This window comes from Streptomyces sp. NPDC029674, assembly GCF_044903205.1.
Taxonomy (GTDB): Bacteria; Actinomycetota; Actinomycetes; order Streptomycetales; family Streptomycetaceae; genus Streptomyces.
In genome coordinates this window covers 21922-37855 of the sequence record NZ_JBJDPY010000034.1, presented here as the reverse complement: position 1 = coordinate 37855, position 15934 = coordinate 21922, and the positions used below count along the sequence as shown (strand labels likewise).

Below are 15934 nucleotides of genomic sequence, written 5' to 3'. Positions count from 1 at the left end.
ACCCGTCGACTGCGCCTGCCCGGCCTGCACGGCACCCTCCTCGGCCACTCGTGCTGACCGGCGCTGCACCATCCGCGGCGCCGTCGTGGCCGCCGCCGAAGCCGCCCTGCTCCACTTCTCCAGCCCGCGCGACGCCGCGACCATCGCGGCGTTCCTGCGCACCCGGGTCTACCGGCCCGAGTCACTGGTCTGGCTCGAGGGCTACCAAGCCCTGCTCCGCTGGCGGGCGGAGAACGAGATCACCGGCCTCTACGCCGTCCCGTATGACGTGGAGGTCGAGGTCGGCGTCACCAAGGACTTCCCGCTTGGCCGGTGGGTGCACCAGCAGCGGAAGGCGCTGCGGGCCGGGGAGCTGGAGGAGCGGCGCAAGACCCTGCCGACCAGGCGGCCGTCGTCGTCGGTCCAGTACGTCCCCTCCGAGGACATGGTCTTGCTGTCCGAGGCGGTGATGTAGGTGCCGTCGTAGTCCCACCGGTAGGTGCTGCCCCCGCCCCGCTTGGCGCCACAGCCGTACAACTTCGTCCGCGAGGCGACCTTGCTCACTGGCCTGGCAATCCCGTTTTCGGCGGCTGCCGCAAGGTACGTCCGCATCGCCTCGACGAACTTCATGCCGGTGTAGTCGACCTTGTCCTCCCCGTAGAACGCCAGCAGCGCGCAGTCGTTGTTCCACTTCGCCACGCCCTTGAGCGGGGCGCGAAGCTGCCACGCCCGCACCGGCGCCTCCTCCTTGAGCGCCTCCACCAACTCCCGCTCGGTGCTCAGCGTCTTCTTCATCAACGCCTGCAAGGGCGCTGCCATCTCGACGCCCTCCAGATGCCCGGCCAGCGTTGTCGCCCCGGACACATGCATCAGCGCAAGCTGCTTCTTCAACAAGCCCATCTGCTCCTGTGGCGGCGCGTGCTCCATCTCCTCTTCCACCTGCTGCACCCGCACCGTTCCCCTCAGCAGCCCACCCGCCCGGCACCCCGAGGCCCGCCCCACGCCGCGAGACCATACAAGCCCCCGCGACTTCCACAGCTTGGTCATCGACGCCTTCTTCACCGCCGCGGACCATGCCGAAGGACACACCCTCAGCCCCTGAACACCGCCGCCCTGTTTGTCAGCACGTCTTTGGGCTTCACTGCACGGAACAGAAGTGGCTCCAGGGCGTAAGAAGTTGGTCTGGCTTCACTCCCTGCAGCGATGCGGGGATCCTGGACCTTGGACAGGGTCCGGCGGGAGGTGCGGGGATGAGTTTCCGGTTGGCGGCGTACGCCGTGTGTATCGAGGACGGGCGGGTTCTGCTCGCCCGTCATGTACCACCGGAGGGCGGGAGCAGCTGGACTCTTCCGGGTGGAAGGGTCGAGCATGGGGAGGATCCGTTCGATGCAGTGATCCGGGAGGTCGCCGAGGAGACCGGCTGCACCGCGGTGGTGGATCGCCTGCTGGGAGTGGACTCACGGGTGATCCCCGCGGCCACCGCCCGTGCGGGAATCGAGCACCAGAACGTCGGCATCTTCTACCGGGTCCGAATCACTGGCGGCCTGCTCCGGCCTGAGCCGAACGGCGAAATCGCCGAGTCGGTCTGGACTCCGGTTTCCGATGCTGCCGGCCTGCGACGGTCATCGCTGGTCGACATCGGCCTCGCCCTGGCGCAGGCTCTTCCCGCGACCGGCCACGTCACTCCTGTCCCGGTCGGTGGCCTGATCCAGCACTGAGGCATCGTCAACGTCCGCCCCGCCAGCGGAACCGCACGCTCGAAATACGGCGAAATCGCCTTGCTGCAGGGGCGTGAATCACCTCAGTACACGCCCCGCCCAGCCGGTGAGCGGAACCGAAAGAAGTCCGTGCACTGAAGCCCAAAGAAGTGCTTGCAGACAGCCGCCTTCCGGCCGGCGGCCGGGCATACCAGCCCCCGTGGCCGGCTCGGGGCCGCGCCGTTCGCCCACCCCGAACACGAGGCCGGGCACATCGTCCTTCGCGGGCAGCAGCGGTGGCCGTCATGCCGCAGCCGCTGCGCCGGCCGGTCCGAAGACGTCGTCGAAGCGGTGCGCCTGCTCTGTGCGTACGAGGTGGAAGGCGCCGCTGCGGTGGCGCAGGGCGTGGGCGGCGTAGTGGACCACCTCGGCCGGCGTGAGGACCTTCAGGTCTCCGAAGACGTAGTACAGCGGGGTCGGGGCATGGGCCGCGGTGAAGAAGAGACCGGCGGTCACGGTGTCGGCGCTGACGGCGTAGCGGTCGGTGTCGGTGCTGGGCATGCGGTCTTTTGCGTCGATGGTGATCAGGTCGCTGCCGCGGGCGGCGATCAGGTCGGGGAAGTGCCGCAGGGCGGAGCGGGTCCGGCGCAGGGCCTCGCGTACGGCGGGCGGGTAGGTGCCCTGTCCGCAGGGCTGGACGGTCCAGCCGCGGGCGCGCAGCGCGGCTGCCACCCGACGTTCGTGTATGTCGCCTATCGCCTGGCGGTCCTGCCACTGCGTCACCCTGGTTCCCCCTCGGGTATGTTTCGCGATCCCTGTGCGTGATACGAACGGTTCATAGTTCGTCCTACCCTCCTGGACGCTATGATGCTCCTCATGGCGGCATACGTTGACCCACGCTTTCGTCCCACTCTTTGGCCGGGCACGCCCGTGCCGACACCGGAGTTGATGCCTCTTCGCGGGGCGCGGGCCGACGGCGAGTGGATCGTCTGGACCCCGCAGCTCCCTTCCCGCTCGCACACGGTCCCCGTGCCGGAGGACTTCTACCTGCGCGAGTTCATGGAGGCCGACCCCGAGGACCTCGACGCCGTGGCCGCCTTGATGCGCGCCTACGGACACCTCGGCGGCAGCATCAACACCGGCAGCTGGGACGAAGATGAGTATGAGCGGCTCAAGGAGCTCACCGAGCGCGAACACCCCCGCGCGCCGTTCGCCCTGCACGGTGAACTGGCCACGCTCTACGTGACGGAGGCCCAGGCGGCCATCACCACCTGGCTGGCCCTGCGCCGCGAGGGCGGGCTCGACGCGCTCGTCGAGCCCGAGGTCTCCGAGGAAGAACTGGCCCGGTGGCGTGCCGAGAACACACACCAGGAGGAGGTATGGCCGCGCGACCTGGACCACCTGCGCGAGCTCACCCTGGAATTCAGGATCATGCAATTGGAGAGTGAGCTGAACGCCGCGCTGAAGCCGTTCAGTATCGGCATCGGCGGCCTGGGCGACCGCTACCCCACCATCCTCGCCGTGGCGTTCCTCCAGCTCTACAACCACCTCGCCGAGGACGCCACGATCCGCGAGTGCGCGAACGAGACCTGCCGCCGCAACTTCGTACGCCAGCGCGGACGCGCCGCATACGGGCAGAACCGCACCAGCGGCATCAAGTACTGCACCCGCGAATGCGCCCGGTCCCAGGCACAGCGCGAGCACCGCCGGCGCCGCAAACAGCAGACCACGCCCCTCCCGCAGCCATCGGCCCCTGGTCCTCGGCCGCACAGCACCTCAGAGCCGACCGCCGAGGGACGCTGACTGATGATCAGCCTGCGAGAACACCAGGTGGAAGCGAACGCGCGCATCCGCGCGTGGGCGGGATTCCCCACGAGGTCACCGGTACCGGCGCACGGGCTGCGCGGGACCGTCGTCTCCGCGACCGGATCCGGGAAGACGATCACCGCCGCGTGGGCCGCACGGGAGTGCTTCCGCGGCGGGCGGATCCTCGTCATGGCCCCCACCCTCGACCTGCTCGTGCAGACCGCCCAGGCGTGGCGGAGAGCCGGCCACAACAGGCCGATGGTCGCGGTGTGCTCGCTGGAGAAGGACGAGATCCTGGAGCAGCTTACTCCAGCCATGGGGACATGGGCATAGCGGCCGCAACGGGGCTGTCAGCGATCCGACCATGGTGAAATCCAGGTGGTGATCTGTACGAATATGGAGACGGTCCACCACGCTGCGTAACCTCGGTCACAACCACGCCTGCACCCCGGGGGCGCAGCACCGAACGCAGCCCGTCGTTCGCTATCTCGTGGTCTCGGTCGACCAGGCCGTCTGCACGTCCTCCAGGCGCGGTCTGTCTGGCACTGCCACGAGACGATCGGGCAGGGTGATCACCATGTCGGACCATGTCTTGTCTGAAGCAGCCCCGGTCCTCAGTGCAGAACTCCCTGGACGGCTCGTTCTGGCAGGTGTTGCCGAGCGCCTACGGTTCGCGGAGAGGCACTACTCAGGGGTGCAGAGTGAGTTGTGGGGATACGCTGCGGCGCACGTCGAAGCGGCAGCTGCTGCTCATCATCCCTTCGCCGCGCGCTGGTTGTGGGCGGCAGCTCGTGACTACGCGCAGCTCGCCTCGGAGAGAGACGAGGCGGTCTCGTCGCTTCACTCCCAGCGGTGATCTTTTCGGTCGTCGGGTTGATGCGTTGACCGCTGAATACCGGACTCCAGACTCACTACGCCGATCATCACTCTAGGTTGCGGAAATGGCATCAGGATGCCATTTCGCTACTCTCCGTGCTCGGCCGTTCGGTGTGAACGGCTACCCATCCGGAGGGCATGAGGATGACCACGCCGTCCACGTCGTACTGGACCGAACCCCAGAGCACTGACGAGGCTGGCTGCACGCCGGCCGAGTTCGCGGAGATCGAACGGCTTTTTACCCGAAGCACCGCTACCGGCCGGGAGTTCCGGGATGCACGCTTGAGCGCTGCTGACTGGACCCTGGCCAAATACGGACCGCCGCCGAAGGCCGGGTCCCGTTACGGCAGCGACGCTCAACTCGACGCCCTCGCCACGCGGCTCAAGCTGTCGGTGCACACACTCCGCAAGTGCCGACTGGTGGCACACCGGTGGAAACCGTCGCAGCGTCAGCCTGTGCTGGACTCCCCGGTGTACGTCTCCTTCACGACGATGTATCAGGTCGCCCTCAGCAGCGAGCCCGGGACCTTCGACCAGGAGCAGTTCGAGGAAAAGGTAGGCGTTCTCCTCAGCCTGATGGGCGAGGCGGAGCACAGCGGAATCCTGGAAGTAACCGAGGCCGACTACCTCAAGGCGATCCGCAAGGCAATCCCGCCCAGCCGGCGTCCCGGGGCAGAGGCGGAACGGAAGGCCGTGGTGACCACGGTCCACCAGTTCGAAGCCCGACAACCCGAGGTCCGCGAGGCCATCCTCGACGCCGTCAAGGCGGACCCGGACGCCACCAAGACGGTGGCTGCTACCTATCTGATGCAGCGGCCGTCTCTAGCCCGTGCGGTTCTGCGCGAGGCTCCCGAACTGGCCGAAGCGGCGGCTCAAGCGGCTGCCGCACACGAGTCGAGCACCGGGCCGGACCATGGCGAGCCCGGAGATGACGTCTTCCGGGAACTCGTCCAGGTCCTGGGAGGAGACCAGCCCAGTGACGATCTCCTGCTTGCTGAGTGGCGCGAGGACTTCGCCCGGGTCATCAACCGCTTCAGCGCGTTCGTCACCGACTGGTACCCGGCCGACAAGGTCACCGCGAACGCCGACGAGAACCTCCTCAAACTCGTCACCTACCTCGCCGACGACGTGGCCAAGTGGTCCACCGCCATTACCACCGCGCGCGGGCCCGGCCTGCGCCTCGTAGAGAGCACCACCGCATGAACCACAGCGAGAACCACAGCAACGGGCCCACCGGCGACAACGCGCCTTTCTTCTTCGCCCGCTACCCACCCGACACGGCTCACTGGCTCGCCAGTGTCTGTGACGAAGCGAATGCCAAGGCAGGCGAGAACTCCTACGAGTTCCGCAAGGCCCTGTGCGAGTTGATCGTCATGAGTGTGCGCGATGGCCTCCCCCACGCCCTTCGGGCCGTCGAACAACTCATCACCCCGAACAACTCCAGCATCAAGCACCTCGAAGAGCGGTACGCACTCCTCGACCAGGCCCGCTCCGCGGTTATCGAGACCGGATCCAGCGGATCGGCCACGCAGACCGAGAACCCTGGCGCACCGGACCCAGCAACGGCAGGCGGTCCTGAGCAGCGCGGAGGTCAGGAGTCGGACGGGCAGTCGGCCGGCGCAGAGGGCGGCTCGGCCACCTCCGGGCCTACGTCGCCCGGCGCCGGGACGACAGCTGGCACCGGTACGACTGTCACCATCGCCGGCGGCTGCGGAGGCCGCGCAACCACAGGGCAAGGACCCACTACCGGAATCGGCCACCAGGGCACGCTCTTCTACGTTCACTACTCCGAGTTCCGGGCCACGATCCCCACCCGACGCACCAAGGCACGCAACGAGAACAAGCGCCTGATCGACGTCCGCGCGACGGCAGAGCGGCAGATCGCAGCCACCGACCGCGAGCTGGAACTCCTCGACCTCGTCGAAGCGGCCGATGCCGTACTCGAAGACCTCATCAGCACGCACCGCAGCGAATCCTCCATCGCCGGCGTTCTCCGGGCCGCGGGGGCCACTTCGCAGAGTCTCGGCCTCACCGACGACGCAGTCACCTGGCTGGACACCCAGCTGAAGGCGATGTGATGCCCTCTCTGACTACCTGCCCCAAATGCGGGGCGTCCTTTGGCCCCTCCCGTGTACACGGTGAGGGGCCTTGGAACCAGGGATGGCGTTCCGGCCTCAACGAGGAGCAGCAGTTCGTCCCCCGTGGCGAGTTGATTGGCGACGTCCTCACTCCCGACGGCACGATCGTGGAAATGCAGTACGGATCTCTGTCTTGTATCCACATTGAGCACCGCGAACGTACGTACGGGACCATGGTCTGGCTCTTCTACGCCTGCCGCGCTCACAGCGAAGGCCGCCTTCGACTGGGCATGACTCCCGGTCAGGCCCACGCCAACTTTGCCTGGACCCAGCCCCGCAAGACCCTCGATGCGTGCCTGCGCCCCGTCTACCTCGACCTCGGAGAATCGGACCAGGCCGACGGCGTTCACCTGATCCTGCGGATCAGCCGCTGTCATCCTAAGCAGCCCGGTCGGCTTTCTGGCAGTGGTCGCCTCTACACCGCTGCGGCCTTCCACAACTGGATGGCTCACGGCATCCCCCTGACCCCCTACATTCCCGAAACGCCCGCCCATGCCGCCGCATGACTGCCCGCAGCAGTTCGACGACCTCTTCACGCGCCTTGTAGACACCGCCCCGGTCAGCTTCGTACGCCCCTGTGACACCGACAGGCCAACATGGGCCGCATACGAGGGGCCGCACTACCTGGGCACCGTGCACGCCCACGTGGACAACGACGACGGACGATGGCACATCCAGTCACTGGGCGAGCGTCACCGCGATCTCGACGACGCCGTCCGAGCCCTGCGCCGCCCCGCTACCTGGCTGTCCGACCGGCAACGGGTACAGCGGTGGGCCCATCACCTGCTCTCCGACCCCAGCGTGGTGGTACTCGACGTGCAGACGACCGGCCTGGAACAGGCCTGGGCCGTTCAGATCGGAGTGACCGACCGCGACGGCACCGTCCTACTTGACGAGCAGGTCAACCCTTTGGGCGACATCACCTCGGCAGCCACGTCCCTTCACGGACTCTCACGAGATCTGCTCGTCGAGGCTCCGACTTTCGCCACTCTGCTGCCTGACCTCGGCCGGCTTCTCGCAGGACACCGTTGCCTCGCCTACAACGCCGAGTTCGACCGTGGAGTGCTGGAGCGGGAGGTTCAGCGTCTTCCCACTCGGATGAGGGGAGCTGCGCCCCTGCTTGACTCCTGCGTGTGGGAAGACGCGATGGTTCCCTACGCCGCGTGGACAGGACTGTGGTCAGCCGGCCGCCGCGCGTACCGGTACCAGTCACTCGGAGGCGCCTACGACGCAGTCGACAACTGCCGTCGGCTGCTCACTACGGTGAAACGGATGACACAACCATCGTCAAAAACGACCTACCGCTAGGACTGAGCCCGGAGCCTGAGGCGCAGTGCCCTCGCAGAGTGGCGGTGCCCGCGGAGGTGCCCTTGAACCTGCAGGCGCACGTAGCACGCGCTACGACGGTGCTTCCCCGCCCGCCGCGTCCCAGCCATCCAGGAAGTCGGTCAGGGCGCGGCGTTGCCCTTCCTCGCGCGCGACCTGTCGGGCAAGGACATCGCGGTCGACGTATGGGGCAATGGCGGCGAGGACCAGGCGCTGGAGTTCGGCCGGTTCCAGCGCCTCCACCTCCCATTGCACCGGGCGGGGGTCGAAGCCGTAAGTGGGGCCTCCGGCGGCCCAGGGGATCTTGTGGTCCGCGTGCCATCCGTCCGTGAGCGCCGTGCTGCATCCCTGGCAACGCCCCTCGGCGCGGTCGTACAGGATGCTGCGTTGGTCCTTGCTGAAGAACCGGCGCGAGTCACGCTCGACCATCGCACCCCCACCTCTCGTGTGGGGCAACGAAGTTGACGGGCCAAAAGGTACCGCCGGGGTCTGGCAACGGGGCTAGAACGCAGCTCCGATCACCGTCTTCGCGCGCCGATCAACGGCCGACCGCCGATTGACCCCACGCCGAGTGCTTGAATTGAGCGCGCGGATCACGAGCCTGATCCACCGTGGCGATCATGGGGCGGGAAGTGCAGCATGGCATTCAAGCGAAGGCAGGCAGACTCGGTCGGAGTTCCGGGGGATCCGGAACAGCTGTACCGGCTGCTGGCACGGGGAAACCGAGGGCCCGACTCGGTCTGGGGACACCAGTCGAAGGTGCTCGAACACTGGCACAAGGAGTTCCGCGACAAGAGCGATGTCGCGCTTGAGCTTCCGACCGGCGCAGGCAAGACCCTCGTCGGGGGCCTGATCGCTGAATATCTGCGCCGGGCGGAAGGGCATCGGGTTGCCTATCTCTGCCCCACTCGGCAACTTGCCGTGCAGACAGCGAAGAAACTGGACGACTACGGAATCCCTCCTTCCCTCCTCATCGGCCCCTCGCGTCACTGGGACCAGGCTGACGTGGCGCGCTATCAGGCCGGGAAATCGGTTGCCGTCAGCACCTACAGCCACGTGTTCAACTCACGGCCGCGGATCGACACGGCGGATGCTCTGATCCTGGACGACGCGCATGCCGCCGAGGGATACGTTGCCAAGCCCTGGAGCCTTCGGATCAGCCGGCGCACGCACGAGGCTGCTTACAAGGACCTGCTCGCCGTGCTGAGCCCCGCTCTGGACCCTTTGCTGTTGTCGCATCTGAGGTCGGACAATCCCGGGAGCCAGTACCTCGCCGGGATCTACTTGGCCTCTCCCGCGGTCGTGGCTGCCCATGCCGGGCACGTGGAGTCAGTCATCCGGGAAGCCGTTGCCCAGGGCAAGATCAGCGACGATGCCGTCCACGCCTGGAAGTTCCTCGAAACCCATGTGGCGGACTGCCTGGCGTACGTGTCCTACCGCGAGATCCTCATCCGCCCGCTGATCGCCCCGACGTTCCAGCACGGCGCGTTCAACAGTCCCCAGCGGCGCATCTATATGAGCGCCACCTTGGGGGCCGGCGGCGAGTTGGAGCGGGCCTTCGGCCGGCCCAGGATCCACCGCATTCCTGTCCCCGCGGGCTGGGACAAGGAAGGGACGGGGCGACGGTTCTTCCTCTTTCCGGAGCTGACCCGAGACCTGGCCTCGAACCCGAAGGCGGTGGCACCTTTTGTACGTCGCGTCATCGAGCAGGCGGGGCGTGTAGTGGTGCTCACTCCGGAGACTCGGGTGGCCGACAGGTTCTGCGAACGGTTCCTCCCGGAGGACTTCCTGACCTTCACCGCCTCAGAGGTCGAGGATGACCTTTCCGTCTTCACCTCGGAACCCACCGCAGCCCTGGTCCTGACCAACCGTTACGACGGCGTCGACCTTCCGGACGAGGACTGTCACCTGGTCGTATTCGCGGGCCTTCCAGCCAATGGTGATCTCCAGGAGCGCTTCCTCCATGACTTCGTCGGCGCCGACGAAGTGCTTCGCGAACGTATCCGCGCGCGCATCCAGCAGGGCGCCGGCCGGGCGACGCGCAACCTTCGTGATCACGCTGCTGTTCTGGTCCTCGGCCGGGAACTGACCTCCTATCTGGCCCGACGGGACATCCAGGCATCGATGCACCCCGAAATCCATGCCGAGCTGGAAATCGGCGTTGATGCGTCGCTTGACCAGTCCTCGGAGGACCTTTGGGGGAACCTGGCCATCTTCAACGCCCAGGAAGTTGAATGGGAGGAGGTGGAGGAGGACATCGTCAGGCATCGGGAAACCTACGACCGGCAGGACGGGCCCGGCGCCGCAGCTCTCCAAAAGGCCGTGCGAAGCGAGGTCGCTGCCGCGAACGCCCTGTGGTCCAAGGACCATCAGTTCGCACTCACCGCGATCAAGACAGTAACGGATCAGTTGCGCAATGCCCAGACACCGAAGAGGTACAGCTCCCTATGGAGCTACCTGGGCTTTTGCGTCGCCCACCGTCTGGCCGAAGGCTCGAGCGAGCCGCAACTTCGCCAAGCCGCAGCCAACTACTTCCGAGAGGCTCGACGCAACAGCCTCGGCACGACGTGGTTCGACCGCGTCGCCCCCGTCGCCGCACCTTCCGCCGCTGCGGTCGAAGAGCTCGAGCCCACCGACGAGGCAGCCATGAACGCCATCCTGGCGGCGAAGGACTTGTGGAACCCCGAAGCCTTCCAAGCCGTCATGGCGACCCGGGCAGGGCTCCAGCAGTCGGATCCTGACCCATACGAAGACGGTCTCGTCCACCTCGGGCGTCTGGCCGGTGCGACCAAGAGCTATGGAGACTCGCGCGACGGCAGGGCCGCCCAGCCAGACGCCGTCTGGATCTTCAACGACGCCCGGTGGGTGATCTGGGAAGCGAAAAACCAGGCGACGGAAACGGGCGAGATCGGAGCCGAGCAAGCGCGGCAGGCTGGCGGCCACCGGCGAACGGCAGAGAAAGCGGAGGGCGCCGTGGCGCCCGGCGACTCCATTTGTGTTCTCGTCTCCCCGAAGTCGAAGGTGAACGAGGGGACGTACAACGTCGCCGAGGAGAACGTCTATTGGGTGCGGCCCCCTGAAGTCCTTGACCTCTTCGACACGCTCACCCGTGCGTGGCAGGACGCACGGGCCCGCAATCTGTCGGCCATGAGCGTTTCCGACCTCGCGGCAGTGTTCCGTGAACACCGGGCGCTGCCGTCCCAATGGCTGCCCGCACTGCGCCACGAGCCGCTGTGGCGGCCGCCAGCGCAGTAGTCCACCTCCTCGGAGGGAGCGTCACCGACGCGGGACGAAACGTCCACTTGAGCTTCGCGGCTGGACAGCGAAGGTGCCGAGGGGGCGAGTGCTGCAGAATTCCCTGACGTCCGAGCGGGAATTGTCTGATCGGATCAGTGGGTGCAGGCAGTGGCTAAAGATTCTGCTTTGGGTGATTCTCTCCTAAGAATCCCTGCGGTCTTGTTGCAAGGCCAGGCGGCGACCTCGCGCCGGAAGGAGGAATTGGTGACTGAGCGGATCTGCATTGCGTCGGGAGATTGGGGGAGGTGCGATCGTGAATGGGTCGCGCGGAAACTCTGCCACGCGCACTACAAACAGCAAGGTCGTGACGCAGGCATCTTCAGTGAAGCCCGAAGAACCCGAAAGCGTGGGTCTGTCACCGGGGTGTCGACAAGCAGAGAGCAGCGAGGGGTCGTGCCCTGCAGTTTTATGGGCTGCCCTAACCTCCAATGGTCGGCCGGATACTGCACCGCTCACTACGCCCAGATACGCAAGGGGGGATTAAAAGCACTCCGGGCGCTCCGGGTATCCGTCGACAACTCCGGCGTTTGTGCGGTGCCTGAATGTGCGGTAAAGGCGCGCTCGAAGGGCCTCTGTAATGGGCATTACGCCCGGACGCAGCACCAGAAGGTACCGGACCTGGATTCTGGAATCAGATCCCCCAGGCCGCATGACTTCAGATTCCGCGACGGTCTCGTGCACTGTTCCAAATGCGATGGGAGGTTCCCTGAGGCGGAGTTCGGGCGAAACGTCAAAGGGCGCCTGATGTCCTACTGCTCCATGTGTGGTGACCTGTCTGCGTTCAAGATGACACGCAAGGACTTCGATCGCCTTCTCTCCGCGCAAGGAAGCAAGTGCGCGATCTGCGAAAGAACCCAGGATGAAGCTGAGCGGAGGTTCTCCGTCGACCATGACCACTCCTGCTGCCCTGGAGCGGGGAAGTCGTGCGGAAAGTGCATCCGTGGACTGCTGTGCGGCCCGTGCAACCTTTTCATCGGCTTGGCCGGAGATCGCGCGGAAACTTTGATGAGGGCGGCTGCATATATTGAGAGCGGAGGGATGGGGCGAAGCCTGTGAGGCTGATGGCGGACGTAGTGGCTGAGGCGGTGCGTCAGGCGGCGATTCTGAGCTCGTTGCGGGTCCGCCGGACAAACTAACGGACGGCTGGCTCGCGCCGAGTCTGTGGTCGAGGTCACGGGCCTGGAGTTGAGCGGTCCCGACGATCGCGAGCCACATGCAGCAGGCCGCCAGCGACATCGAATGCGGAAACACCACGCAGTCAGGTCCAAGGAGCAGCGAGGCCGTGCAGGTTCTCAACATGCAGGACTTGACAGGGAATACGTCGCCGACGACTGCGCCGCCGCGATGGTGCACCTGGACGCGGCCCCCGCGCGGCAACGCGCCCTGGAGGAGCTGTTCGCCACGACCCCCCGGTTCTCCGGCGCTGACGTCCGCACTGCTCTGGCGACGGCCAAGGCCGGCCTTGCGCACCGCCCGCAGGAGGCCGGGCCTCCGGCGGCGTGGAGCATGGGCCGTGAGGCGCTCGTGCAGTACACCTCCGGAAGCACTGGCATGCCCAAGGGGGTGCGGCACTCGGCGGGTGCGATAGCGGCCATGGTCGACGGCATCGGCACGGTGCTGGGTCTGACGCCCGAGGACACCGTGCTGTCCAGCGCCCGAATGAGCTTCGGCTACGGCTTCGGCAGCTCCGTCCTGTGCCCCTTGGCGGCCGGCTCCCGCGTCGCGCTCATCCGCGGCACAGTCGACGTTCACTCCCTCGCCGCCGCGATGCAACGCCACCGGCCCACCGTGCTGTTCTCCGTCCCGCGGCTGTACGCGGCGCTGCTGAACGCCTCCGGGACCACGCTCGCCACCGACTGCGTCGACTCCGTGCGGCTGTGCGTCGCGGCGGGCGAGAATTTCCCGGGCCCGCTCAGCGAGCGGATCCGCACCGCCTTGCAGGCCCAGCTGCTCAATGGCCTCGGCGCAACCGAGGTCCTCTACATCGTCGTCGGCACAACACCGGAAAAGGAGCGGCCGGGCACCTTCGGCATCCCGGTGCCCGGGATCACGGCCACCGTCCGCACCTCGGACGGCGCGCCCGTTGCCGACGGCCAAAAGGGCAGGCTGCACATCGCTGGCCCGACGGTTGCCCTTGGCTACATCGGCCGCCTGGAGGCCGCAGCGGTCACTTTTGCCGACGGCGGTGCCTACACCGGTGACGTGGTGCGCCGTGCGCCGGACGGCGCGTTCACTCATCTGTGCCGCGTCGATGACGTGCTCAACCTGGGCGCGGCTACACGGTCTTGCCGAGCGAGATCGAGGGCGTCCTGCGCGACGTGGAAGGGGTTCAGGACTGCGTGGTGGTCGGCGGCCGCGACGCCGACGGCCTGGAGCAGGCCGTGGATCCTAGCCCGGGAGCTTGCTGTCAGTGCAACCGTCTATGTTCAGCGGGTGACACAGATAGATCTTTCTGCGTTCGAGCGTGAGTGGCTCCGGTTTGAGTCGTGGCTCTGCTCGAACTCGCCCGCCGATCACGCCATGCTGCGAAGGCCGGCGGAACGCGAGCAGCTCATCGAGCTGGAGTCGCGGCTCGGCTTCGACCTGCACCCGGAGCTCAAGGCACTGCTGCAGCAGCATGATGGAGCCGCTGAACCAGTTGCCGCTCCTGGCTCCCGCAGACTCCTTCCTGCTGGTGCTTTTCTTCCCTCGGGGCACCGCCTTAGCGGCGTAGACGACATCGTGATGATGTACGACGTGCTCGTGGACGTCGGCAATGACAACATCGATGCCGACCTGTGGGAGGACGATGCACTGGCCGTCAATCTGCATCGCTGCGTGCCGTTCGCGCTTCCCAACGATGGCGGGGTTGCGTTTGTCGATCACCGCCCCGGACCCTCATACGGCCACGTGTATGAAATGGGCATCGGGTCCGGGGACCTGGACGGAACCCTATGGGCGGCCGGCCTGACACAGCTCTTTCGAACCTTGGCCGATGCCTTGGAATCTGGCGGCCCGTTCCTCTACTACTGGCCCACACCCTACGAAGGCGAGTCAGGCCACCGTTGCCTGGAGTGGCAGATCCGGCCCTGAAGCGGTCGGCTATGGCTTCTTCTCCCAGCGGTCGCTGCGGAAGCCATTTCGGTCCAGGCGTCGGGTCATGAGGGTGATGAACGCCCAGTTCAGATCGGCTTCGGCATGTTGGGGTAAGCGTTTGTGGTCCCGTGCGTTGCGGCGGGCGTGATCTAGTGCTCTGACCGGGAAGGTTCACCGGGTTGAGGGTCTCCCGCTGTCCTGCACGGGGTCTTCTCGGTCGCCCAGGAGCGGAACATCGTGAGGGCCTCGGTGAGGTTGCCGGGGCCGCAAGCAACGTGGAAGACTTTGTCGGATGTCCATGCCGAGACCCAGTCGTGCGTGGTGCGTTCGACATCCTGACGCGGGTATTCGTGCTCTTCGAGGTCCGTTTCCTCTATATCTATGCGGACTGTCCAGCCTGGGTTGTCAAGCGTGTCGATCTTCACGCCCCACTCGTGCTCCCAGTCACCGTCGCACTGCTCCATATACCAGTCCTGCAGCCAGCCAAGGACATGTCCGGAATCGCTCATGGCAGGGATGCTAAGCCTGGCGCGGGGGTCGGAAGGTTTGGAATCGGAGTGTCAGGCTGCGGTCGGTAGGGGTCTGCCGCCCCAGCGGATGCCCCGTTCGCTGCGGATGCGTGCGCGTTCGCGTCGTTGGGCGGCCAGGACGTCGGGGTGGCGGGCGTTCTGGTTGCGCCAGCGCAGGTAGGCGTGCAGGGCCCGGGTCTGAACGGTGTGGTTCGGATGGTGGGAGTTGGCCAGGGTGAACTGCCGAAGCGGCCCGAAGTGGGGCTCGATGGGGTTGGCCCAGGACGCGTAGGTGGGTGTGAAGCACAGCTCGACCTTGTTCTTCGCCGCCCATCTGCGGATTCTCCAGTTCAGGTGGGCGGAGAGGTTGTCGAGGATCACGTAGATTGGGGCGCCGTCCGGGCGGGCGGCTCGGATCGTTCGCAAGGCGGCCCAGGTGTGATCGATGCCCTTGCGGCGCCGATTGATCCCCCACAGCTTGTCGTCGCCGACGGAGTAGCAACCGTGGAAGTAGGTGATGCCGTGGGCGCGGCGGTAGGTGGCCGGCAGTCGGTCGGGGCGGCTCTGTTCGGCCCAGCAGGAGCCGGCGGTGGGGCGAATACCCAGAGGCCCGAACTCATCGAAGGCGAACGTGCGGTCCGGCCGCTCGTTGACCGCGTACTCGATCCGGGCGAGCTTGGCGTCGAAGGCCGGGTCTGGGGATTCCTTCCAGGTCTTCGTCCGCTGGAAGGTGATCCCGCGGCGGGCCAGTAAGCACCGCAGGGCCTCGCGGCCGATGCGGACGGGCCTGGCGATGTTGCGGCGCAGGTGGTCGGCGAGTTTTCGGATCGACCAGCGGGTGAAGGGCTTGCCCAACATGGTCGGGCGGGTGGTGGCCGTCTGGATGACGAAGTCCTCGTCGTCACGGTTCAGTAGGCGGGGACGGCCTCCCGCCCACTGAGGGTTCAGGCATGCGAGCCCGATCTCGTTGAAGCGGTGGATCACGTCGCGGACGGTGTCCTCGTCCGCCTGGACCAGCCGCGCGATCACCGGGACAGTGCTGCCGCCGGCCGAGGCCAGCAGCATCATCGCCCGCCGGAACCGCACCGAGCTGGTACTGCCCCGCCGAACGAAGTGCTGGAGCTTCTGTCCCTCCTGCTCCGTCAGCCTGCGGACCTTGACCGGTGGTGCCATCCCGCCTCCCCTGCTGGTTGGAAGCGACATCGCTTCCAACCAGCACAACGAGCAACCC

Annotated in this window: 13 protein-coding genes and 2 pseudogenes; 11 read left to right on the top strand and 4 right to left on the bottom strand. The window is 66.6% G+C overall.

Features of this window, described 5'->3' with window-relative positions:
- Positions 1-88: 88 nt before the first annotated feature.
- Both ACI2L3_RS39490 and ACI2L3_RS39485 read left to right on the top strand, forming a co-directional pair.
- Positions 89-424: pseudogene (locus ACI2L3_RS39490) on the top strand (helicase associated domain-containing protein); the annotation flags it as partial.
- A gap of 805 nt (positions 425-1229) precedes the next feature.
- Complete coding sequence (locus tag ACI2L3_RS39485; protein WP_404757309.1) at positions 1230-1697, top strand: NUDIX hydrolase; 468 nt, start codon at positions 1230-1232, stop codon at positions 1695-1697.
- Positions 1698-1979: 282 nt separating this feature from the next.
- Here the strand turns inward: ACI2L3_RS39485 and ACI2L3_RS39480 are convergent, their stop codons facing one another.
- The gene (locus tag ACI2L3_RS39480) at positions 1980-2459 is read right to left on the bottom strand and encodes a hypothetical protein (protein ID WP_404757308.1); all 480 of its coding nucleotides are present in this window, start codon (positions 2457-2459) and stop codon (positions 1980-1982) included.
- A gap of 165 nt (positions 2460-2624) precedes the next feature.
- Here ACI2L3_RS39480 and ACI2L3_RS39475 point away from each other — a divergent pair, with 165 nt between their 5' ends.
- The 6 genes and pseudogenes from ACI2L3_RS39475 to ACI2L3_RS39450 all read left to right on the top strand — a co-directional run bounded on the left by ACI2L3_RS39475 (position 2625) and on the right by ACI2L3_RS39450 (position 7804).
- The gene (locus ACI2L3_RS39475; RefSeq protein ID WP_404757307.1) at positions 2625-3479 is read left to right on the top strand and encodes a hypothetical protein; all 855 of its coding nucleotides are present in this window, start codon (positions 2625-2627) and stop codon (positions 3477-3479) included.
- A gap of 3 nt (positions 3480-3482) precedes the next feature.
- Positions 3483-3788 (top strand): annotated as a pseudogene (locus ACI2L3_RS39470) (DEAD/DEAH box helicase family protein); the annotation flags it as partial.
- Positions 3789-4502: 714 nt separating this feature from the next.
- Positions 4503-5561 (top strand): hypothetical protein, encoded by a 1059-nt coding sequence (locus ACI2L3_RS39465; RefSeq protein ID WP_404757306.1) that lies wholly within the window; start codon positions 4503-4505, stop codon positions 5559-5561.
- Positions 5558-6436, top strand: a complete 879-nt coding sequence (locus ACI2L3_RS39460) for a hypothetical protein (RefSeq protein ID WP_404757305.1) — start codon at positions 5558-5560, stop codon at positions 6434-6436. Before ACI2L3_RS39465 ends, ACI2L3_RS39460 begins: the two co-directional genes overlap by 4 nt.
- A 233-nt stretch (positions 6437-6669) precedes the next feature.
- Positions 6670-7002, top strand: coding sequence for a hypothetical protein (locus ACI2L3_RS39455; protein WP_404757304.1), 333 nt, complete (start codon positions 6670-6672; stop codon positions 7000-7002).
- Between the two features lie 139 nt (positions 7003-7141).
- Positions 7142-7804 carry an exonuclease domain-containing protein gene (locus ACI2L3_RS39450; RefSeq protein WP_404757303.1) on the top strand — a complete coding sequence of 221 codons (663 nt, stop codon included), beginning with the start codon at positions 7142-7144 and terminating at the stop codon, positions 7802-7804.
- 90 nt (positions 7805-7894) lie between these two features.
- Here ACI2L3_RS39450 and ACI2L3_RS39445 read toward each other — a convergent pair whose 3' ends face one another.
- Positions 7895-8251 carry an HNH endonuclease gene (locus ACI2L3_RS39445; RefSeq protein ID WP_404757302.1) on the bottom strand — a complete coding sequence of 119 codons (357 nt, stop codon included), beginning with the start codon at positions 8249-8251 and terminating at the stop codon, positions 7895-7897.
- Between the two features lie 210 nt (positions 8252-8461).
- On the opposite strand from ACI2L3_RS39445, the gene ACI2L3_RS39440 reads away from it, so the two are divergent.
- The 3 genes from ACI2L3_RS39440 (at position 8462) to ACI2L3_RS39430 (ending at position 14191) form a co-directional block, all read left to right on the top strand.
- The gene (locus ACI2L3_RS39440) at positions 8462-11077 is read left to right on the top strand and encodes a DEAD/DEAH box helicase (protein ID WP_404757301.1); all 2616 of its coding nucleotides are present in this window, start codon (positions 8462-8464) and stop codon (positions 11075-11077) included.
- A gap of 450 nt (positions 11078-11527) precedes the next feature.
- On the top strand, positions 11528-12175 hold the full coding sequence (locus tag ACI2L3_RS39435) for an endonuclease VII domain-containing protein (RefSeq protein WP_404757312.1): 648 nt from the start codon (positions 11528-11530) through the stop codon (positions 12173-12175).
- A gap of 288 nt (positions 12176-12463) precedes the next feature.
- The gene (locus tag ACI2L3_RS39430; protein WP_404757300.1) at positions 12464-14191 is read left to right on the top strand and encodes an AMP-binding protein; all 1728 of its coding nucleotides are present in this window, start codon (positions 12464-12466) and stop codon (positions 14189-14191) included.
- A 152-nt stretch (positions 14192-14343) separates the two neighbouring features.
- Here the strand turns inward: ACI2L3_RS39430 and ACI2L3_RS39425 are convergent, their stop codons facing one another.
- Together ACI2L3_RS39425 and ACI2L3_RS39420 are read right to left on the bottom strand one after the other, a co-directional pair.
- Positions 14344-14703 (bottom strand): immunity 53 family protein, encoded by a 360-nt coding sequence (locus tag ACI2L3_RS39425; protein ID WP_404757299.1) that lies wholly within the window; start codon positions 14701-14703, stop codon positions 14344-14346.
- 51 nt (positions 14704-14754) lie between these two features.
- A complete protein-coding gene (locus ACI2L3_RS39420; protein WP_404757298.1) occupies positions 14755-15876 on the bottom strand; it encodes an IS630 family transposase in 1122 nt (373 codons plus the stop codon).
- Between the last annotated feature and the right edge of the window lie 58 nt (positions 15877-15934).